Source organism: Alteromonas sp. OM2203, assembly GCF_048517045.1.
GTDB classification, from domain to species: domain Bacteria; phylum Pseudomonadota; class Gammaproteobacteria; order Enterobacterales; family Alteromonadaceae; genus Alteromonas; species Alteromonas gracilis.
On sequence record NZ_CP183209.1, the window covers coordinates 3916128 to 3938601 of the forward strand.

The window sequence follows — 22474 nt, forward strand, 5'->3', positions numbered from 1 at the left end:
CAAAAGAAGAGTTATTATAACTTAGTGATCGACGGGTAACCCGCTGGGGACGCTTTCGGGTACAAGGTGTGACAAATCCTTGGACGAAGGTGAAGTCAACGCCTCCAAAAATGCGATTAATTGCTCCATCTCCTTATTATCTAAATCTGGAACCACATTAATTTCTGGAGAAAAAGTTTGCGACATCAAGAGAATGGTAGATGTATTCAAACGAAAGGTTTTTCCTAAGCTTCTATCAAGTTGAGAAACATCGTAAGACTGAAGCATCTCAAGAGGGTTTTGGTGGTGTTCGATAACGGCTTTTAACGATGTGTAAGCGCCATTGTGCATCCAAGGGCCGGTAATAGCGACATTACGCAAGGGCGGAGTGCGAAACGCAAATGCATCCTCCTTTTTATCGGTAACTCTAGCCCGTCCAATATCAAAACCCGCGCTGTCACGATGGCCTGGCCCAATTTGTGGCACCAAAATATTATAATATTTTTGGTCGGTCATTAATGTACCGCTATGACACGAAGAGCAACCTGCTTGACCATAAAAGAGTATAGCTCCCTCTTTCGCCTTAGTAGGTAAGACGTTCGTTTCCCTTCTCAAATAACGATCCCAGGGACTATCTTCAAACGCAAATGATAGTGTTTGAAAAGCAGCCAATGCATTTGCCGCATGGGCAAAATGTAAGTCATCGATAGATGTTTCTGGATAGGCTTTTGCAAACAAGTCGACATATGCTGGAATAGCAGTAATTCGTGCCATTACGCGAGCCCAAATTTCTTCAAAATCCGTATCGCCCATTGCCGCTAGAGTGTTAGGTTTACCCGTAATATCAAGATCACCCTTTCGCCCTCGCATCTCTTGGCGAGACGTTACAGGGAACATGGCTTGCATCGCCACTACATTGTCGAGCAGCTCTGATGGCAAGTTCTCATCTGCTGGTGAATTTATTTCGCCATGAGAATCGATTTCTACACGCCCGTCCCAAAACATACTTCGCCACTCTGGTGAGCCTCGGTTAAATATTTCTGGCGCATTGCGCGGTATCAAAAGCCGCGTTTCACCGAGCACTCGCGTATAACCTATTCCATGACCACCGACACCGATCGACAGGCTTAAATCATCTCCAGAATGCGTGTTTGGATGATGGCATGTGGCGCATGCCATATCTTTACTGCCACTTAATACTTTGTCGAAAAAAAGTAATTGACCTAGTTTAACCTTATCTGCACTTTGCGATTTATCTGTATAGATTGCATTGATTTGGTGGGCGTGAATCAGGCGCGATAATTCAAGGTCTAGAGAGGCTTCATCTGTAGCAAACTTTTTGGCAACTACAGACTCGACAGCAGACACTTTCGAAACTTGATAAAAGAAGAAAAGAAAGCCTAAAGCGACCCAGCCAGAAGCGATGATATTCATACGGAGTCGTTTCATATTAGTCGGTTGAGTCACTTATTTTATTCATTCTTAATTAAGTATAATCATCACACTCACGAGCAGCAAAGTTTGGTGTCAATGGGGGGCAAAACTCATCATGTAAAATCAAATATTAGCATTTGCAGAGATAAGCTGTACTTACTTCCCCAAATTTTATTATCTACGCACGACAGATTTTGCCTGCTTTTTACAACAGGCGACTGAATCACAATAATGAAAAAACTATCTTTCCTCCATTGCCTTTACTTTTTCTTCAAGCTCCTTTATTCGAGCGTAAAGCGCTTGAATTGCAGCCAAAGATACGCCGCTCACATCTAGACTACTTATATGTTCGTTATCCTTTCCTAAACCGAAAGACTGATAAAAATCTTGAGCCATAGGTCCAATATGTTTGTGGTCCTCTGCATTATCAGTATAGTTCCACGTATAAACATTCAACTTTTCAATGAGCTCTAGAACTTGTTGAACGCTTACCGAAGCCACATTCTCTTTAAGATGAACGCTAGAGTTCGAATATAAGGTTCCAGCCATTTTTACATCACCGTTGTTAAACAGCTGAAAGGGAACTGTCAAGTCACCTGAATTAAAATCGGCAAAAACAAAATTTAAACTCTTTGGCGAATTTGAAACAATCCATTGCTCATTTGAGTTAGTGTTTTCAAAGCCAAGCCAAGATGCTCCGTTGTTTTTCAAGTTGAGTACCATACGCCCCCTTGAATCAGGACTGGTCTCTTCGATTGTCATCAAAGAAGAAAATAATTCACAAGGGGCACCACCAGGACAAGCCGAGCTATCATTGTCAAAAAAACCACTTTGAAATGTGGTTACGCCGTTGGCACCGATATTAAAAAAGCTAGTAACGTCGCTACTATCTCTAACATCAAATCTACCTGAAGGCGAACTTGTACCAACACCTACACTCCCATCACTGTTCACAGTAAACCTTGATACGCCACCAGTAGTTTGCACATCGAAAAGACCTGTAGGTGTAAAGCCATTGTCGATGTTGATACCAAAGTTACCTGTCGAATCTACTAAAACAGCATGATTATTAGCATCAATTGGATGTGCAATATCGAACAAGCCATCCGGTGTTGTTGTCTCAAAACCAATATCACCGTCATTCGCAATAAAAATACTCGCATTGCTTGCGCCAGCTGAGATTCTCAAAGGAAGTGCTGAACTGTTTGTCACATCACGTACAAAAAAATTAGTTTCATTTCCACCCACATCCCAAGATTGTGCAGAAAAACCACTTGATTGATCTTGCTCTAGTCTCAACGTAGGCGAGTTGCCGGCTTTTACATGCAAATTAACAAGGGGGGAAGCAGTATTGAAGCCAACACCATTGTTTGTAACGTAGATGGCGTTATCTGGCGCAGTATTTAAAATAGTAAGAGGATTTTTATTATCGTCTATATTTGCAATTCGAAAAAAGTTTGCCCCCCCATTAGCTGAGTCATTTACTGTAATTTCCCAATCGGTCGTAGGAAAAGACGAACTTGAACTTGTGTCAGTAAATCTTATTCGTAAGTTATTCTCTTTTAAACGAATAGTATCAAAATTAAAATTTTCGCCGTTAACGCAGTCAACGCCCACACACAAACTGCCAATAACGATCACATCGTCTTGAAACTGTTGATCGGCTATAACATTCGTTATTGGAAGAAAAAGTGGAACACACAAAACTTTGGATAGAACACTGTTTTTAAGTTTCATTATTTTTCCTCTCCCGAAAATATCTCTTTGGCCGAGAACATCATTGGTTCGTTGGGGCGTGTGATAGTCTTTCTTTTAGTTGAAGTAACTGGAGTAACTATGAGCTTTTGATTACTAATTTTATTTTTTTGTGGCAACGTGTCTATTTTATGGGTTAGCACGCTTGGCTCAGACTCTGCCAGTGTCTCTGGAATAACAATGTTTCCATTAATCGTCGTAAAGTTTCCGGTAATGGTTTTTGATATTGTTATTGTTGTTGATGCATTGGCACCTCTGCCGTTATTCATAACATCAACTATTTCTTCACCAGTGTTTTTTATCGCTAATATTTCATAGTCGTATTGGCCGTCATAGGGCAGGTCCATATCGTATATATCTACACTGCCATAGGTGTTTTTAACCTGTTTTCTAAAGCCCTGCTGATTAGTAACAGTAAACACATATTCATCGTAATTATCTACTGTAGAAACATCCAAATGTTGACTTGATGGCATTGCAAGCAGCTCCCCTTTTTGCATAGCGTTCAACTCTACCTGACGCTTTTGCTGAGCCAAACGCTGCTTTAATTCGTAGGGCTCTAAAACAAACTCATCTTGGTTAGCATAAGCCGAAACAGAGGCGCAGAGCGATACAACCAAAGAAACCTGAAAAGATAAGGACCTAGCGTTTTTGAAGGTTAATAACATACTATTTCTCCCAATGCCTTTTAACATTGTTAAACTTTTAATTTATTCACTATTCGTGCGCGACTGACTGCTCATTTTCATGTTTTTGTTTAGGAATAAACGACATACTAATACAAGCACCAGTAGCAACGTGAGCAATACAGAGAAAGCTCCGCCTTCAGATTTAAACGGTTTAATCACTCTGATAAACAGTCTTCCTTCTGCTTCATTTGTTCCATCAGACACTGAATATGTCACCAATACCGAACCAACAAATTCGTTCGGGGGGGTAAACTGCACTTTGTTATTTTCTATTGTTGCTTCACCTTGAGTTGCCGAAACGCTGACGACTGTTAGTACATCCCCGTCAATATCGGTGTCGTTTGCAATTACATCAACGATAATGGGCGTTCCAATTGTTGTTTCTGCGCTATCACTTTGCGCTATAGGAGCTTGGTTCAATCGTTCGCTTACGCTCACTATAACATTTGCCTCACCTATCGCCTCTTTCGTATCTTTTATGCGATATGAGATAGTTGCGCTGCCAACGAAGCCAACGTTGGGCGTGTAGCTAATGGTATTATCAATAATGGCTACTTGCCCGGCATCAACCGCGACCGAGACAAGGCTTAATGCATCGCCATCTGCATCTGTATCGTTCGCTAATACGTCAATATTTACCGCTGTTCGGTTATTTGTTTGTGCCGTATCATCCTGCGCTTGTGGCGCATTATTAACGTCAACATTCAGTGTTGCTGTTGCAAATGCTGAACCGCCTTTACCGTCTGATATGGCATATAAAACTGTATCTACACCTGAGAAGGCATCTGGCTTCACATATACCAGCTCGTTACTTACTATCTCTATCGCACCCAAGAAAGCGTTCGCAGATAAAAGCGTTAATTCATCGTTGTCTGGATCTGTATCGTTCAACAATACTTCTAGTCGATTATCACTATCAGAAGATAATGCTATGTCGTCATTGTTTGCTACCGGGCGTCGATTATTGCTAGCAGCCACAGCCAAAGCTGATGGGTCAACAATTGTGCCATTGGCTATGCCATCTTCATCATTAGGTCCACCATCACTTATGGTAAGTTGAAGGCACCAATGCCCTTCCGTAAGACCTGCAACATAAGCTTCACTTTCCGGCGGTGGGCAAACGCCCTGCTCACCTTTGGCAGAATGCACAGCGTCTGTAGTTCCATTAATTTCGAAGTCTTTCCAACGTGCCTCTGAAGCAGAGTATTTGCGATATATTGCCCCCGCAGGAATAATATTCTGTTGAGGCAACACTATGCGGTAACTTTGACCAACGTCCCTAAGACCAGCAACAACAAAGTCAAATACTGGGCCCACAAGGGTTGTTTCGGTATCAGGTGTAATTATGGTTTTATCAATGTTAATTGCACCTGAGTTTACGATTGCCGTTGCGCCGAGTTTAAAGCATGCGCCAACCTCTCCTTCAACGAGTAAATTCGAAACATTATTATTGCTTATTGGCTGCACATTACATTCGTCTGTAGCGTCTAGATAATCAGGAATGCCGTCACCATCTTTGTCCCCCAAGCCTTCTTGATTATCTGGAATGCCATCACCATCACTGTCTTCGTCAGTTAGCGTTGGCAATGAAGAGGCAAGAAGTAAAGTAATGTCAGTAAAGCCCTCTAATCCATCGATATCTGTAGCTTTAGCCTTTACGTGGTATACACCAGCATCAAGACTTTCTGGAGAAAATCTGAAAATTGTATCCGACGATGATATGTTAAGCGCATTCAGTTCGCTGGAGCTTTCGCTCCAATCCACAAATACAATATCGCTCAATGCTTTGTTCTCAAAAGATAGCGTTACGTCTACAGTACTAGCTTGAGGGTATATGGTAGTGACAGCGGTGTTATTCTGCGTGGCAGTTAATCTTAGTACTGGGCGTAACCCGCCCTCCACGATTGTGAGTATATGCTCTGAATTACGCACATTAGTGGCACCTGCAATAGACACAATCACTGTCTCTTCGCCCTCAATTGTTCCATCGTTAGCAATGTCGAAGGCTATGCTTGCTTGTGTACCGCTTTCGATAACTAGCGTACCGTCTACTAAGTTGTGATCATCGCTATTGCTCGTGCCCGATACGCTGTAGGGTATGTTAACTGGGTATGTAGGAGCTACGCCATTTAGAAAAACCTTAATAGTAGCCCTGCTTCCCTCTTTAACGCGCTGAGCTTTATCAATAGATACTATAGGGTTAACACTTACTAGCTGTGAGCCTTGTTGCACATCACCCTGTGCGTCTGCTTCCCAAACAACGGTGTGTTTACCTGGTTTGAAAAATGGTGGTGTCTTGAGCCTTGTGGCTACTGGGTTTCCAAGGGCGTCGGTTGCAATAGCTTGCCCCAGGTCTACGCGGGTAATTAACCCTGTAGCGTTCAATGTTATGTCTTCCGGAACTTCTAAATTAACGCTTGGTACTCTCCCCTCTTCGGCAGTGACAGTAACAACTACTTTCGCCGATGATGACAGGCCACCCTCATCGCTAACGGTGTAATCGACAATAACCGTGCCTGTCGTGTTGGCCTCAGCTAAGTAAGCAACTTTATTATCTACAATAGTCGCCATCCCTTGAGCTGCTTGGGCACTAGTTATGGTTAATGCGCTGCTTTCAATGTCGCTATCGTTAGCGAGCACATCAATAACAATCTCTTGCCCTTGAACAACTGTTGCCACATCGTCAGTAGCTTCAGGTGCGTCATTAACAGCTGTCACGGTTATAGAAACGGTAGCAGGTTGAGAGGTGTAGTCGTTATTACTCGCGGTGTAGGTAAAAGTGTCTGAACCGAAAAAGTTTTCATCTGGTGTATAGGTGAGTAATGGCAAAGCACCCGATAAAGTACCCGATTGGGGCTGCTGAACCAGTTGATAGGTAAGCGGTAAATTATTAGGGTCGGTGCCAGCCACTGAAAAAGTAACAGACTCATCTTCCGCTGTATTTTGGCTTATATTTCTAACTGTTGGCGTCAGTGAAGCAGTACTCACGACCTCAATAGAGAAAGGCGATAAGTTTGCAGTCGCTCCAGCGTCGTCGTTAACACTTATTACAATATCTGTGTAATTGCCCGCATCTGATTCGCTTGTGCTACCAGATAGTGTACCGGTACTAGTATCAAACGCTGCCCAAGAGGGTGCGTTATCTACACTAAAAATAAATGAGCTGCTGTCAATGTCGGTAACTGACGGCACAAACCTATATTCCTGCCCGGCAATAACAGATAACGCAGGCGAACCCGATATGATTGGCGCGTCGTTAACCCCCGAAACGTTTATATTAACTCGAGCAACGTTTGATACATCTCCATCAATGTCACTAACGGTATAACTAAAGCCATCGTTGCCAAAGAAGTTGGAGCTCGGATTGTAGGTTACCGAACCGTCGTTATTTTTTTGCACCGAACCGTTGGTAGGCAACTGAGTAATATTAACGCTGGCTATATCTAGTGTGCGCGTTTCGTCACCATCATTCGCCAAAATATTGATTATTATTGGGGTGTCTTCTGCAGCTTCAGCGGTATCATCTTTTGCGACCAAACGAATAGACTGCAGCTGTAGCCCAATCTGCACCGTTGCTGTATTAGAAATCGATCCCAATTGATCCGTAACATTATAGGTAAATGAGTCGGATGCTACGGTTACGTCTTCGTTTGGTGTGTATGTGATAACTCCGCTTACCCCATTAACACTTACTGTACCCAGCGACGGAGCTGATACCACGCTCACACTGGCGGCATTTATCTCATTGTCAGGCTCAAACTCACTATCTGGGTCGCTATCGTTATCAAGTACTGCTAACGCTGTAGGCACTCTTGTAGCTAACGTATAGGTATCATCTAGAGTAACCGGAGCATCATTTACCGATGTGATAGTTACGATAACCGTTGCGATATTTGAGCCTAGACCTTGCTGATCTTGCACACTATATTGAAAACTGTCTGTCCCAAATCTATTTGCGTTAGGCGTGTAGGTTATTACCCCTGTGTTGTTATCAACGGAGGCGACACCCAGTGTTCCTTGTGCTTCTATAGTAACACTTTGTATATCGAGTTCATTTTCGGTATCTGAATCGTTAGCCGTAACACTTATTGCAACGGCTTCATCTTCTGTTGTGTTTGCCGAGTCATCACTTGCAACAGGGTTATCGTTAATCGCCCCCACACTTATTGTGACGGTAGCAACAGTGCTAGTAGCACCTTCGGTATCGCGTACTGTGTACGTAAATACATCGGTTCCAAAAAAGTTTGTGTTAGGAGTGTAGATAACCTGGCCAACTTGCAATGTGCTGTCTGCGCTTGCCGCCGCTGCGCCAACAATTTCTAGCGCACCGGAGTTAACATCGGTTTCGATAGTTATAGATTCGGGGTCTAGCGTATTGGGCTGTAAATTACTTAACGCATCTACATCGTCATCATTGTCAAGAATTGAAATCACTAACGATTGATCTTCACCTGTTGATGCATTGTCGTCGACTGCTATGGGTATGTCGTTAATTGGATTAACAGTAATCGTTACCGTCGCAGGCGCAGAGACACTACCTTGGTTGTCTTCTACTGTGTAAGTAAAGCTATCCATGCCATTGAAATTGATTTCTGGCGTGTAAGTAATTTCCCCGGTGTCTGTGTTTACATTTGCTGTTGCATGCAACGGCTGCATTTCTACCTTGACGCTCGAGGGGTTCACGCCATCTGACAAGTCTTCGTCATTAGCAAGTACGGCGATAACTACTGCATCATCTTCATCAACTACCGCTACATCATCGTTGCTTCCGGGTGGTTCATTTACAGCGGTAAATGAGAGATCGCTACTAGCTAATCCTTGCCAACTATTACCCGCAGCATCTGATATATTACCAGCGCTAATAACAACTGTATAAATCTCATTTTGTTCTAGGTTTGCTGCAAACTGTGCGGTAATCGTTGTGGGCTCGCGTGTAACAGAATCACCCAAGAGTGACAGCGTTTCAACCACCGTACTGTCTGAAAGTTTAACTAAATCAATTGAGCCACTATTTACCAGGATGGTTTCACTGAAGTTTAAGGTTACAGCCAACCGAGCAATAGCAACATCTACCTCTTCATTTGATGGAGAGCTATTTAACAGTTGGGGAGAAGTTGTATCGTAAATAACAGAAAAAGTTGTAGCGGCATCGTTGCCGTTTCCGGCCACATCTTGGGCTATATTAGCAGCCACAGAAACAGTAACAGACCCATCACTTAATGGCGTTATTGTAGCCGTATATACCGACATACTTGTGGGCGTTAAAGAACTCACTGTAGCATTGGTCGCGTTAATATCGCCAAGTGTAAAACCAGTAACCTCCTCGCTGAAAGTAAACGTAGCGATAAACGCACTATTTGTCAGCGAGTCGGTAATATCCGACGTTATAGTTAGCGAAGGCGAGCTTACATCGTATGTGGTAGTAAATTGGGTGGCTGAAGTATTTGCATTTCCAGCTGTGTCTTCAGCAACGTTTGCTGCAACATCAACAGTAACCGCACCGTCGCTCACAGGGGTTATTGTAGCGGTATATACTGCGTTATTGCTTGATGATAATGCACTGGCAGTGGCGTTGGCCACAGTTATATCGTTCAGAGCAAAACCAGTGACATCCTCACTAAAAGTAAAGGTAGCCGTAAATGCACTGTTGGTAATGGCACCAGTGATATCAGACGTAATGACAATGCTTGGTGCGCTAGCATCATAAATTGTTGAAAATTGACTAGCTACTGTGCTGCTGTTACCCGCGCTATCTTGGGCTGCATTGGCCGGAACATCTATTGTCACCGCCCCATCATTAGCTGGCGTAATAGTAGCAGTATAAACCGAACTGCTGACTGCCGTAACGTTACTTACAGATGCATTGCTCGCTGTTATATCGGCCAGCGCAAACCCAGTTACGCTTTCACTAAAGGTAAAGGTGGCAGTAAATGCACTGTTCGTTGTTGAGCCTGCGACATTCGACGTTATCACAACTGATGGAGGCGTAGCGTCGAATGTAGTGGTAAAGGTAGGTGCTGCACCATTATTATTGCCTGCGGCATCTTGTGCAGCATTTGCTGCAACATCCAATGTAACTGTGCCATCGCTTGTGGGCGTTACCACTGCGGTATATATCGCACCGCTACTTGACGACATTGCACCTACCGTGGCATTCATTGCAATAACATCACTTGCCGTAAAGCCCGTTACACTCTCACTGAATGTAAAGGTGGCCGTAAATGCATTATTGATAACTGAGCCTGTAGCATTTGAGGTGATAGCAACGCTCGGCGCTGTAGCATCAAATGACGTAGCAAAGGATGGCGCAGCTGTATTAACGTTGCCAGCAGCATCTTGTGCCACATTCGCCGGTATATTTATGCTAACCGCACCGTCACTTACCGGCGTAATGGTAGCGGTGTAAACCGAACCGCTGATTGTAGACAGTGTTCCAACAGTAGCATTGTTAGCAGTAATATCGCTTGTCACAAAGCCAGTTACGTCTTCACTAAAGGTAAAGGTAGCAACGAAGGCACTATTGGTAACGCCACCTGATATGGTCGAGCTTATCGCCACTGTCGGCGACGTTGCATCATAAGTGGTAGTAAACTGCGCTGCAGACGTATTATTATTACCTGCGCTATCTTGCGCAACGCCAGCTGCAATATCTAATGTGACAACGCCATCATTAGCTGGCGTAATAGTAGCGGTGTAAACCGAACTGCTGACTGCCGTAACGTTACTTACAGATGCATTGCTCGCTGTTATATCGGCCAGCGCAAACCCAGTTACGCTTTCACTAAAGGTAAAGGTGGCAGTAAATGCACTGTTCGTTGTTGAGCCTGCGACATTCGACGTTATCACAACTGATGGAGGCGTAGCGTCGAATGTAGTGGTAAAGGTAGGTGCTGCACCATTATTATTGCCTGCGGCATCTTGTGCAGCATTTGCTGCAACATCCAATGTAACTGTGCCATCGCTTGTGGGCGTTACCACTGCGGTATATATCGCACCGCTACTTGACGACATTGCACCTACCGTGGCATTCATTGCAATAACATCACTTGCCGTAAAGCCCGTTACACTCTCACTGAATGTAAAGGTGGCCGTAAATGCATTATTGATAACTGAGCCTGTAGCATTTGAGGTGATAGCAACGCTCGGCGCTGTAGCATCAAATGACGTAGCAAAGGATGGCGCAGCTGTATTAACGTTGCCAGCAGCATCTTGTGCCACATTCGCCGGTATATTTATGCTAACCGCACCGTCACTTACCGGCGTAATGGTAGCGGTGTAAACCGAACCGCTGATTGCAGACAGTGTTCCAATAGTAGCATTGTTAGCAGTAATATCGCTTGTCACAAAGCCAGTTACGTCTTCACTAAAGGTAAAGGTAGCAACGAAGGCACTATTGGTAACGCCACCTGATATGGTTGAACTTATCGCCACTGTCGGCGACGTTGCATCATAAGTGGTAGTAAACTGTGTGGCGGCGGCATTGTTATTGGTGGCAGTGTCCTGGGCTATGTCAGAGGCGATATCTAATGTTACAGCACCGTCACTTAATGGCGTAACGGTAGCGGTGTAAACCGATGCGTTAGTCGCCGCAAAGTTTGATAACGTTGCATTAGCAACGCCAATATCGCCTACTGCAAACCCCGTAACATCCTCGCTAAATGTAAATGTAGCAACAAAGGCACTGTTCGTTGATGCACCTATAATATCGGAAGTAATAGATACCGTTGGCGTTGTGACATCATAATTTGCTTGAAACTGACTAGCCCCTAAGTTGCCGTTACCAATTGCATCTAGTGCTACACCGGCCAATACGTCAATAGTGACCGCACCTTCGTTTTCAGGCGTAATTGTGGCGCTATACACCGTGCTGCTGATAGCTGAAAAACCGCTAACCGCGGCATTTACCGCTGTTATATCGGCCGCATCAAAGTCGGTCACTGACTCACTGAATGTAAAGGTAGCCGTGAAACTACTTTGATTAAAAACAGATCCAGTAAGCGAAGAGGTTATAGCCACTGTTGGCTGTGTGTTATCTACAACAAATGTTGTGGATGGACCAGCCCCACCCGCTAGTTTAGTTGAGTTTCGTGCTGTATTACTTCCAATACTAACCCCTAACGTTCCGTCGCCGGTAATATTCGAAAGCGTTATCGTAGCAGTTGTGCTATCACCGTTTGTTACTACAGCCGTTGCATTTGCATCACCTGTTTTATTAAGTGTAACCGCTGCATCTGTTAAGTTTACCTGCGTAACGTCTGTATAAGTGACGGTATAGGTTATGGGCCCTGACGCTGCACCAGTGTCACTTGGTGATGATATTGAAATACTAGGGTCGGCAATGGTTGGCGTTGATTCATAGATAACAGTGAGCTGCGTTGCTGCAGGGTTTTTAACCGTATTATCTATGGCATCATCAACCGAATTTATTGGTAAATCAACGGTAACTTCACCATCTGCAGTGGGCGTAATTTCGGCTGAGAAGGCATTGTCGCTTCCTACAAAATTAGTAACACTACCGTTGGCAATAACTAAATCTGAAGCATCGAAATTAACCACATCTCTACTAAAATTTATTGCAACGGGGATAGGATTTGTAGATGTTGGATTACTTGCAGAGGTAGTAATATTGACTGTTAGCTCCTCAACACTTAACACGCTATTCATTTCGCCCGCGCTTACATTAACGCTATCCACTGTGGCACTAATTGCTGAACTGGTGCTGTTATATACTCCTGTAGTGGCCCCAGAAGGCACGCTTATTGGCACATCAAAGGAACAACTTGCGCCCGGCAGTAGTTCTCCACCCGAGAAGAAAAGGTTTGTTGTACCTGATATATTGGAACTAATACCGCATGGGCTGCTAGGTAAACTAGTTGCCGACATGCTGCTAATAACCGAAGTTAAGCTATCGGAGAACGATATCGCTGTTGCCGCCGCCGCATTAGCAGAATTTGAGAGGGTGTAACGGAGTACTGTTTCACTACCCGGGAGTACTGGGTTTGTAACGAATACTTTCGTTGCTGTGATGCCTGAAATTAATATATTGTTGCTAACCGCCGCATTTGAGACAGCTACACCCGATACAGTACCAGCAACCGCGCTAGTAGTAATAGAAACGGTGCCTCCTGACGCAGAATTAGGAATTTGCAACACAACAGAAAAACTACACGTATCTCCAGCGGATAGCTCGCCTCCCGCAAAGGTGAGTACAGAACTTCCTGAAATGCTTGAACCTGTGCCACACACATCATTTTGTGTTGCATTAGTAGCAATAAGCCCAGTTAATGCAGCATCTAAATCAACGCTGAAGCCTAACTCAGTAGCATCAGCACTGGCATTAGCGCTGTAATTAAGTGTAAAAGTTGCCGTAACAGTATCACCTGGCAACGCGTTACCAGATGATAGAGATAGCGTTAATGCTGGCGCGCCAATCACGCTTAGCGTATCGCTTGCGGCTGCCCCCACTAGCGTTTCCCCGTCTACTACTCCCGTTATGTTGCCTGTCGTCAGCACAAAGTCACCAAGAGCACCACTTACAGGCATTGTTAAAGCTACATCAATTGAACAACTTCCCCCAGCGGCTAGTACACCATCATTCATAACAAAATTGAGGTTCCCACTACCGTCTGTATTACCGGTAAAAGTAGAACCCGTCCCACAGCTATTGGCGGCGGGTAGCGTATTAATCGTAACTCCTGCCACCAATGTATTCAGCGTATGTTGAAACGTTGCATCACTTAAAGCATTAGCCGAATCGGTGTTCGTTACCGTATATCGTAGAGTTACATCGTCGCCAAGCCCAACGGGATCATCAACCACTTGCATATTTAACAACGGTGCACTGTAAATATTAATCGCATTGCTTGCAGCTATACTGGTTGTGGGTGAGCCATCAAGATCATATGCAATGATGCTCGAAGTATTTGTATAACTTCCCGCTGAGGCATTTGATGGAATTAAAACATTAACAGCAAAACTACAACTCTCACCCGACGCCAAACTAACATTCGAAATGCTTAATAAGGATGTGCCTGAAATTGAAGAACCCGCACCGCAAAAATCACTTGCTGGCAAGTTGGTAGCACTTAGCCCAGTTAATGCAGCGTTTAAATCGTCTGTAAAACTCAGATTAGTAATGTCTTGATCGCGATTATTGTTAAGTAACGTAAATGTGAGCGTAGTAGGTACACCTGGTACTACAGAATTAGGTGTACTAATACTCAACAGCGAACTCTCTACACTTAACTGTGCCGTATCCTGCACTCCCAAACTAACGGGGCTTTGGACAAACGTGAAAGAACCAAAGCTTTGTACCGTCGCATTAAATAAAACACCTGAGTTCAGTGTATAGTCAGAAATGATAGACGATGTTATATCTACACTAGCCGTACAACTTGCTCCTGCGGCTACGGTGAAGTATCCAAGCTTAATATTGCGAGTTCCGGGAGTAACAACAACGCCTGAATACCCATTGCTTTCAATGATAGTACAGCTTGTAGTAGTATTTGGTTGGCTTGAAATTACAACACCACTTGGCAGTACAGCATCAAGGTGTAGCGCCGCCATTTCAGAACCATTCGATGTGTTATCAAATATGTATGTAAGCCTGCTTACAGCTCCAGGCGACATCGAACTTGGTGAAACGGCGATAGATAAATTTGGCCTTGCGCTATCGACAGTAAGGCTAGCTGATGCCGAACCTGAACTGCCACCAGAACTAGTTAAGTCGCCAGTTGTATTAACATGTGTACCGGGTGTAGTGCTGGTAACATCGACAGAAATTTCGCATGTACTGCCTATTGGAAGACGCTCTAGTGCATAACTCACACTATTTCCACCCGCTGTTGCGGTTGTCAGCCCTGTACAATTGTCTTCCACATTGAGCGGTGAATTTAACGTAATGCTTGAGGGCAGCGTATTTGAAAATGCAACATTAGAAACGGGGGTATCGTTGGCTGTGTTATCAATTACATAGGTTAATTTAGCAACACCACCAGGAGCTATAGTAGAAGGAGAAAATGAAGTAGAAAACGTAGGAGTACCTGCATAGGCAGAATGCATTCCAAACAAAACACAAAGAGACGCGATTAACCAAACGAGAGAGTGATGAAACCTTAAACCGTAACCTTGCGTCGAAGAGGCAATGCGCATTTGTGTTTTCCGTTATCTTGAATTAGCCTCTTCCGAGGTACCTACGTTTGGCGTCTTTTGCTATCTGCGTAGCTGCTATAGCGTAGTAGAAGGCAAATACATTTTTTATTGCGCGAACTTGTGAATGACCAGCATTCAACTACATTAAAAATGTGTTAACTTACTCGTTTAGAATTTGAGTCTAGTCTAGCACCCCCGTTATACAAGTAGACATTTGGCTAATTGAGAAAAAACGTCAAACATTCATAGTAGTCGGCTGGCAGTTAACGCCATCCGTAAGCTCACTAACGCCTAATTTAGGTATTCATTCTATGATGAAGAAAGCCAGAACTTTCTCACTTCTGAAAGGTATATCGAAAACATGCTGTCGAAATGGCTATTTTTATTAACTATAAGCATCTGCTTACCTTCGTGCATAGCAACACAGAAACGGGAAACGAGTGGCAACACCTCTGTAGCTGAATTAGCCCAAGCACAAAGGTTTATGCTTAGTGACGGACTTCACGTTAGATTAACGCCTGCAAGCGGCTTTACGCTTACCCCTGAACACTATGGGTTTGTGCAAGCAGAAAGCTTTTCTAGAATTAAAGTGTACGAAGTAGAGGTGCCCTATCAAGAGTACTTACTTGGATTTAGCCAAGAAAGCTTAGCTCAACAGAAAATGCAGTTGATTAAAAACAAAGCAGTACAGCTGCAGAATGCAGTTTGTAATCTAATTTCGGTAAAGCAGGCTATTGCGGGCACCGTGTTTGATAAAGAAATGCTGATATGTGGTGATGAACTGTCTTCTGTCGTTGTGGAAGCTAGCTATCCGGAAAGCGCAACTACTGCGCACAAGCAGGCGATTTATCACTCAATAACTAGTTTAAGTGTAAAAACTGATAAACAACTACGCCTATTTACTGGGCTACCCTTTGAACTCACCGACACACCTGACTACAAAATTACAACGCGTTTTCGCAATTCACTTGTTATGCAGCCATTATCTGACAGCTCGGGCAAAAGTACGTTAGTAATAAGCCATGGGGTGAGCGAAGGCACAACAACGCAGCAACTTGCGGCCCACTTGATCAAAAAAGACACTTCGCCTGAAGATATCAAGATATTAACGAACGAACAAACTGCGCTGAATAATATTCCAGCACTAGCAACAACGGCTCACGTAAATATTGAAGGTGATACCTACTATATGAAACAGATATTGAGTTATCAGAACGACCGTTTTTTATTAGTTCAAACACGGGTTCCGATTGCAACAAAGGCAAATACAAATAAAATGATAGAAAAGTTACTCAGTAACTTTTCGTTCAAATAGAGATGGCGAAAATTACTCCTGCTTTCAAATAAAAACACCGAGCTTGCTCGGTGTTTTGCGCTTGTTATGCGTTAGCCTCTAAAGTTATCTTGGTTTGCTAAAAACCAATCGAACGCGTGCTGAAGGCCTTGTTCAAGATTATAGGTATGCTGCCAGCCTAGGGCATGCAAACGCGACACATCCATAAGCTTACGCGGGGCGCCATCTGGTTTAGACGTATCCCATGTAATTTCGCCTTTAAAGCCAGTTACCTTCGCTACTGTTTCTACTAACTCGCGAATACTACAGTCTTCACCTGTGCCAACATTGATGTGACTAAGCATTGGCTGGGTGTTGGCTTGATATGTTTCATTATCAAGCTCCATTACGTGCACACTCGCTGCTGCCATATCGTCTACATGTAAAAACTCGCGCATTGGTGTGCCGCTGCCCCATGCTACTACTTCGCTATCGCCGCGCTGTGCTGCTTCGTAAAAACGGCGTAACAATGCTGGTATAACATGCGAATTTTCTGGGTGGAAGTTATCGTTAGGGCCATACAAATTTGTAGGCATTACCGAGCGATAATCGCGACCATATTGACGATTGTAGCTCTCACAAAGCTTAATGCCTGCAATTTTTGCGATGGCATAGGGTTCGTTAGTTTCTTCCAATGTGCCTGTTAGCAAAGCACTTTCAGTCATTGGTTGCTCAGCTAGCTTGGGATAAATACAACTTGAGCCTAAAAACAGAAGCTTTTGCACATTATTCATATGTGCAGCATGAATAATGTTCGCTTCTATCATTAGGTTTTCATAAATAAATTCTGCTGGGTACGTATTATTAGCATGAATACCGCCAACCTTCGCAGCGGCTAAATAAACTTCATCAATGTTGTTATCAGCAAAAAAGGTACTTACCGCTTGCTGACTTGTTAAATCGAGCTCGGCACGGGTACGCGTGATAACAGTGACATTTTCACGCTTTTCTAATTGTTTAACAATTGCCGCGCCTACCATTCCTCGGTGGCCCGCTACAAATACTGTTTTCATATCCTATTCACTTTTATAAAACTACATGTACCAACAACGCAGTGAAGCAACTCGTTGCGCACATGTATTGTTCAAGGTTGTTGCCTCTCCGTTTTGCTTCAAGGCTTTTACTAATCAAATTAGAATCGGCGCTCAACAAAACTGGCCAATGATATACATACTGGGAAACATACGCCTATTATGCAAGCTTTGCGCAGCGGAATCGAGCAAAGACGAAATTGCTATTGCTCACAAAAAGCTTAATGTCATAATACATCGAAATATATTTAAATAACTCTTTAATATTATCAACTTTATTCTGATGTTGCTTGAGGTTTGATGAAATGACGATTGAAGAGTTTTGAATTTAAATTTTGATGCAAAAAGTGAGCTATCGCGTTAACTTATACTGAATATGTAAATCTTTTAGAGGAAGTCATCAGTGCTATCGACGAAGCATAAATTTCTATTTATTCACATACCAAAGACAGGCGGCAATGCAATACAAAAAGTATTGTTACCTTTCAGTGACGATAAAATGGTGTTCACAAACGACATGCATGATGGTATCGATAGATTCGAAATTCGTTCTCAATCAATAGATATTCACAAACACTCATCACTTGAGGATTATCGTTCGCAGATGGATAAACCTACTTTTGAAGAATTGCTAAAAATAGCATGTGTACGAAATCCCTGGGATAGGTGCGTTTCATTTTTTTTCTCGCCTCATCGTGGTTCTGTTGAGTGGTCTGAAAATGAGTTTGAAGCTTTTATTCAGTCAACCGTAAAGCCTCATGCACACTTTCTAAAAACATCGGCTAATGCTACAAATTATTTCGATAATATTGATTTTTACATTCGCTTTGAACATATATCTGAGGACTTTAAAACGTTATGCGAAAAGCTACAAATTGATAATCTACAACTCCCCCATATAAACAAGTCAAACCGACAAAGCTACCAACGCTACTATCAAAATAAGAAAACTATAGATTTAGTAGCCGATATTTTTCAAGACGAAATTGAACGCTTTCAATACACTTTCTAGTGTTCAGCACACGGAGAATTAAGTGAAACCTAACATAGTTATCATCAATCCTGACCAGCTTAGGTGGGATTACTTATCGTGTTACGGTCATAAATTCATCGAAACGAAGAACATTGACTTATTGGCGCAAATGGGAACGCTATTTGAGCACGCTTTTACCTCTGCTCCTATGTGTGGCCCAAGCCGAGTGAGCTTTTTGACTGGGCAATATCCTATCGAGCACGGTGTTCGGCAATATGGTGGACAGTATGATCAATCAAAGCCTAATGCATTGAAGATATTGGGTGACGCTGGTTACAAACGTGCTATCTGGGGTAAAGATCACTGCTTCAAAGGTAATGTAATTGGCAGCCTGTATGATGAAGGCGAAGACATTTGTATTGGGATAATGGGACAGAACCCTAATTATGTAAACGCATGGGACTCAGCCGAGTTACCCATTGATTCACAATGGAACTTGACTAAACGACTAACTGATAGTGGTATTGATTTTATAAAGCGGCATGCTCATGGCGAGCAACCGTTTTTCCTTACTCTTAACTATCAAGACCCCCACCCGTTTTTTACTTGTCCTGAGCCTTATTGTTCTTTATTCGACGCATCTCAGTTTGATTTACCCGCAAACTACAGAAACGCCCCCGTTGAAAATGAAATAAGAAGACTAACTCATTGGCGTATCCACAGTGGCGAAATCAATATGCCAACTGATGAATTAAAGCAAGCTATGGCGATGTATTGCGGTCAAATTCGTTATGTAGACGATCAGGTCGGCAGAATACTTGGCACGCTAAGGAATTTAAACTTACTTGATAATACGATTATTGTGTTTTGGAGCGACCACGGCGAGTTTATTGGTGATTTCGGTGTTACTCATAAAATTCCAGCTTTTTATGAATGTTTAATGAGAGTACCGTTGATTATATACGATCCAACTAATCGCTTACCGAAAGGAAAAAATAGTAATTTAGTTGAATTAATGGATGGTATGGCTACTGCACTTGATCTATGTGGTTTAAAGCAACCACCTGGCTCACATGCGCTCTCTCAAATAAGTGAGAACTGCACGCGTAAAGACATTTACGCCGATGCTGGAATGCTCTTACAGCAACCCAAAGAACCTATAGATGGCTTAAGAATTAAAGGCGCGCTAGCGCCGACCCCCTATGGGCCGGGCTCTATGCTCAGAAACTCGGAATGGAAAATCTGCATGTATGCTGATGACTGCGGTGAATTATACAACATACTTCATGACCCTAAGGAAACTAAAAATCTGTTTTACGAACCACAGTATAATGAGATAAAAACCACAATGATGAGCAGGCTTACACAAAGAATGATGTGCTTTGGGCAAATGCCAGAGCGATTACCTCGAGGCGATTACTAATGTCTTCAGAAAATACACAGACAATTAAACACCAAGGTTACGAGGGTGGTGGCTGGGACAAAAAGGCCCATGAGACGCTTTATGGCAGAAATCTAAACACAGGCTTAGGCGACTTTATAATCAACGAAGTAAAGCCGCAGAACTTTCTCGAATTTGGCTCTGGTCTCGGTGCTCTTTCCAACTACATATCACACTCGGTACATCTTGAGCCATCTTATTGCATAGAACCCGCTGTTGAATCTAGTGATTCTTATGGCACCAATGTCTCACTATTGAATGTTGATATTTTCAACACTCCTGTACCTAGCGTGTTAAACAAACTATTTGATATCGTTATATCAATTGAAGTTGCCGAACATATCCCGCTTGAGCTCCATGAAGAACTTTTTGACTTTCTTGTATCTCGCGCAGATCGCATGATCGTATTCTCCGGCGCTAGGCCCGGGCAAGGAGGTCACGGTCATATTGCGGAGCGACCAGAACTGGAGTGGCGGGAAGAATTCACTAAGCGAGGCTGCACATTTGACCTTGAGTTAACGTTAAAGGCACGCAATCAGAGTAATACCAGAAATATTAACCATCGTAAAAATCTTCAAGTGTTTCATGCACCAGTGCGCAGTACTGAACTGTGCCAGCTTGAAGAAGCAGCAAAGCCGTATTTAAACGACATTGCCATGCTAGTGTTGATGCACGGCGCAAGAATGACAGGAAACCTTTTTTACGTAAACTTAGAAAATGCATTGGCCGGAAGGCCCGAGCATTCACTTTTACAAAAAAGGGAAAACCTGCTCAGTCTAGCGAAAAATGCGCAACATATTTTAGAAATAGGATTTTGCGCGGGCCACAGTGCGCTATTATTTTTACTTGCTAATACAACTAGTAAAATAACGATTGTCGACCCCGCTGAGTTTAAACATGCGCATCATTGTGTATCTTATTTAAAGCGAATGTTCCCTGATCGCATTGTTTTCATTGAAGGCTATTCAACAGAGGTGTTGCATACGCTTCCGAAAAACCAATTTGATTTTGTACATCTCGATGGAGGGAAAGATAAAACAATTCAAACCGACCTAGACTTACTAAAACCATTAGTTACACGGGATCACATAGTTCTTATAGACGACACGCAAAATATTGGCGTTAACAACGAAGTAGAGCGGCGTGAAAAACTTGGAGAGCTTGTATTAACTGAGTTTGACCAGTTCAATAGAAAGTCAGCAAAAAATAGCCGTTGGCAACATAAGGCAGCGCGATTCAATATTGCTCTTCAAGAAACTAGTGCTGAAATTATGAAAGAAGTCAAAAATATTTACGAAAATGTAAATCATCCTTCTATCTATACCAATGAAAAACAATCAGGTGCCCCAAGAGCAAATTATTTGATCCATGCAATGAGGGATATTGAGAGTTCAGGCTTAAAGGGTGCATTTGTAGAAGTTGGTGTTGCTGCTGGCCACTCGAGCGTTATAGCAGCGTTAGCATCTTCAAAGTATGCTAAAAGAAAGTTTTTCTTGTACGATACCTTTGCAGGATTTGAAAAAGACCTTCCCAACGAAAACGACTTGAATGGTAAATCGATCAAAGAATACGACTTAACGAAATACTGTGACGCTCCGTGTAAAGAAGAAAGTGTTAGGGCCAAAGTATTAGAGGCAGGGGTAGCCAATGATTCTTTATTTTTAATTGCAGGACCAGCCCAAGAAACTGTAATTAAAATCAAACCAAAATCAATTGCTATTTTAAGGCTTGATGCCGACTTGTACGAGCCGACTATGGCCGCTTTGAGGGAACTTTATCCCTTGCTAGAGCCAAACGGCTACTTAATTATTGATGACTATGGCCATTGGCAAGGCTGTAAGGAAGCCGTAGATGATTACTTTACCGAGATAGGTATAGCATTTGATGGCGAAAAAATTGATTACACTTGCTATGGATGCAAAATTTCATGATTAAAATAGTTACCTTTTGTAACAATAGCTATATCCCCGTTTTAAAAAACTGGTACTTAGCATTACAGAAAATAGGACTAGAGCAACACGCTTTGGTAATTACGTTAGACGACGAAACTCGAGATGCTATTGATTTTTGCGATACCCTTCACAGGCCTATTGAGGTGGAAGGACAAAACTTTGGCGGTTTATGGCAACACCGACTTGAAGTGCTTAACGATCTTCTGCAACAGCATGACGAAATAATTCATTCAGATGCTGACGCAGTATGGCTTCGCAACCCGCTGCCAATGATTTCGAGTCTTAATTCCAATATTGTATTTACGCAAGGTACAGTATGGCCACATGATGTGCACGCCCTTTATGGTGTTGTGTTGTGCTGTGGCTTGTTCTACTTAAATAATAGCCCGCAGGCAAAGCACTTCGTAACACAAATAAAAGAACGTGTAATAAACGATAAAGATGACCAAGTATCGGTAAATAGAGAAGTAGCTAGCAGAATTACCGGCTGGCAAATAGAGGAACCAGTACTGGTACCTTTTAGAGAGACAAACTTCACCACATCAAAAGCCGTAATGACATCTAAAGCGAAGAACAAGGGTGATGACTTAAACGTGTGTGTGTTACCACATCACCACTTTCCTCGCCTGGTTGACAGCATTACCGAAGAAGTTTACGTAGCCCACCCATTATCGGGGAAAACTCTTGATGATAAAATTAGATGCCTAACTAACTTGGGTATTTGGTGGGCTTAGGG

Annotated in this window: 10 protein-coding genes; 5 read left to right on the forward strand and 5 right to left on the reverse strand. The window is 43.0% G+C overall.

All coding sequences use genetic code 11. From position 1 onward, the window contains the following. Positions 1–21 precede the first annotated feature (21 nt). The 4 genes from ACM0P2_RS17225 to ACM0P2_RS17240 all read right to left on the reverse strand — a co-directional run bounded on the left by ACM0P2_RS17225 (position 22) and on the right by ACM0P2_RS17240 (position 15008). Complete coding sequence (locus ACM0P2_RS17225) at positions 22–1413, reverse strand: cytochrome-c peroxidase (protein ID WP_419226886.1); 1392 nt, start codon at positions 1411–1413, stop codon at positions 22–24. 240 nt (positions 1414–1653) lie between these two features. Then, positions 1654–3150: a tail fiber domain-containing protein gene (locus tag ACM0P2_RS17230; protein WP_419226887.1), complete on the reverse strand. Its 1497-nt coding sequence runs from the start codon at positions 3148–3150 to the stop codon at positions 1654–1656. Next, a complete protein-coding gene (locus ACM0P2_RS17235) occupies positions 3150–3836 on the reverse strand; it encodes a hypothetical protein (protein WP_419226888.1) in 687 nt (228 codons plus the stop codon). Before ACM0P2_RS17235 ends, ACM0P2_RS17230 begins: the two co-directional genes overlap by 1 nt. A gap of 42 nt (positions 3837–3878) precedes the next feature. Further along, complete coding sequence (locus ACM0P2_RS17240; RefSeq protein ID WP_419226889.1) at positions 3879–15008, reverse strand: Ig-like domain-containing protein; 11130 nt, start codon at positions 15006–15008, stop codon at positions 3879–3881. Between the two features lie 484 nt (positions 15009–15492). Here ACM0P2_RS17240 and ACM0P2_RS17245 point away from each other — a divergent pair, with 484 nt between their 5' ends. Further along, a complete protein-coding gene (locus tag ACM0P2_RS17245; RefSeq protein ID WP_419226890.1) occupies positions 15493–16323 on the forward strand; it encodes a hypothetical protein in 831 nt (276 codons plus the stop codon). A 71-nt stretch (positions 16324–16394) separates the two neighbouring features. Here the strand turns inward: ACM0P2_RS17245 and fcl are convergent, their stop codons facing one another. Continuing rightward, a complete protein-coding gene (gene fcl / locus ACM0P2_RS17250) occupies positions 16395–17354 on the reverse strand; it encodes a GDP-L-fucose synthase (protein WP_419226891.1) in 960 nt (319 codons plus the stop codon). A gap of 421 nt (positions 17355–17775) precedes the next feature. Here fcl and ACM0P2_RS17255 point away from each other — a divergent pair, with 421 nt between their 5' ends. From ACM0P2_RS17255 to ACM0P2_RS17270, 4 genes are read left to right on the forward strand one after another with little or no spacing between them, the layout of a single operon-like run. Continuing rightward, complete coding sequence (locus ACM0P2_RS17255) at positions 17776–18384, forward strand: sulfotransferase family 2 domain-containing protein (protein WP_419226892.1); 609 nt, start codon at positions 17776–17778, stop codon at positions 18382–18384. Positions 18385–18406: 22 nt separating this feature from the next. Next, entirely contained in the window at positions 18407–19768 is a 1362-nt protein-coding gene (locus tag ACM0P2_RS17260; protein WP_419226893.1) for a sulfatase, read from the forward strand. Beyond that, positions 19768–21717 carry a TylF/MycF/NovP-related O-methyltransferase gene (locus ACM0P2_RS17265; RefSeq protein ID WP_419226894.1) on the forward strand — a complete coding sequence of 650 codons (1950 nt, stop codon included), beginning with the start codon at positions 19768–19770 and terminating at the stop codon, positions 21715–21717. The genes ACM0P2_RS17260 and ACM0P2_RS17265 overlap by 1 nt, the downstream gene beginning before the upstream one ends. Next, positions 21714–22472, forward strand: a complete 759-nt coding sequence (locus ACM0P2_RS17270) for a putative nucleotide-diphospho-sugar transferase (protein ID WP_419226895.1) — start codon at positions 21714–21716, stop codon at positions 22470–22472. The genes ACM0P2_RS17265 and ACM0P2_RS17270 overlap by 4 nt, the downstream gene beginning before the upstream one ends. Positions 22473–22474 lie beyond the last annotated feature (2 nt).

Bases quoted from the DNA above. Each gene is read 5' to 3' on its own strand.
- ACM0P2_RS17225 (WP_419226886.1), bottom strand. From the start codon at position 1,413: ATGAATATCATCGCTTCTGGCTGGGTCGCTTTAGGCTTTCTTTTCTTC.
- ACM0P2_RS17230 (WP_419226887.1), bottom strand. From the start codon at position 3,150: ATGAAACTTAAAAACAGTGTTCTATCCAAAGTTTTGTGTGTTCCACTT.
- ACM0P2_RS17235 (WP_419226888.1), bottom strand. From the start codon at position 3,836: ATGTTATTAACCTTCAAAAACGCTAGGTCCTTATCTTTTCAGGTTTCT.
- ACM0P2_RS17240 (WP_419226889.1), bottom strand. From the start codon at position 15,008: ATGCGCATTGCCTCTTCGACGCAAGGTTACGGTTTAAGGTTTCATCAC.
- ACM0P2_RS17245 (WP_419226890.1), top strand. From the start codon at position 15,493: ATGCTTAGTGACGGACTTCACGTTAGATTAACGCCTGCAAGCGGCTTT.
- fcl (WP_419226891.1), bottom strand. From the start codon at position 17,354: ATGAAAACAGTATTTGTAGCGGGCCACCGAGGAATGGTAGGCGCGGCA.
- ACM0P2_RS17265 (WP_419226894.1), top strand. From the start codon at position 19,768: ATGTCTTCAGAAAATACACAGACAATTAAACACCAAGGTTACGAGGGT.
- ACM0P2_RS17270 (WP_419226895.1), top strand. From the start codon at position 21,714: ATGATTAAAATAGTTACCTTTTGTAACAATAGCTATATCCCCGTTTTA.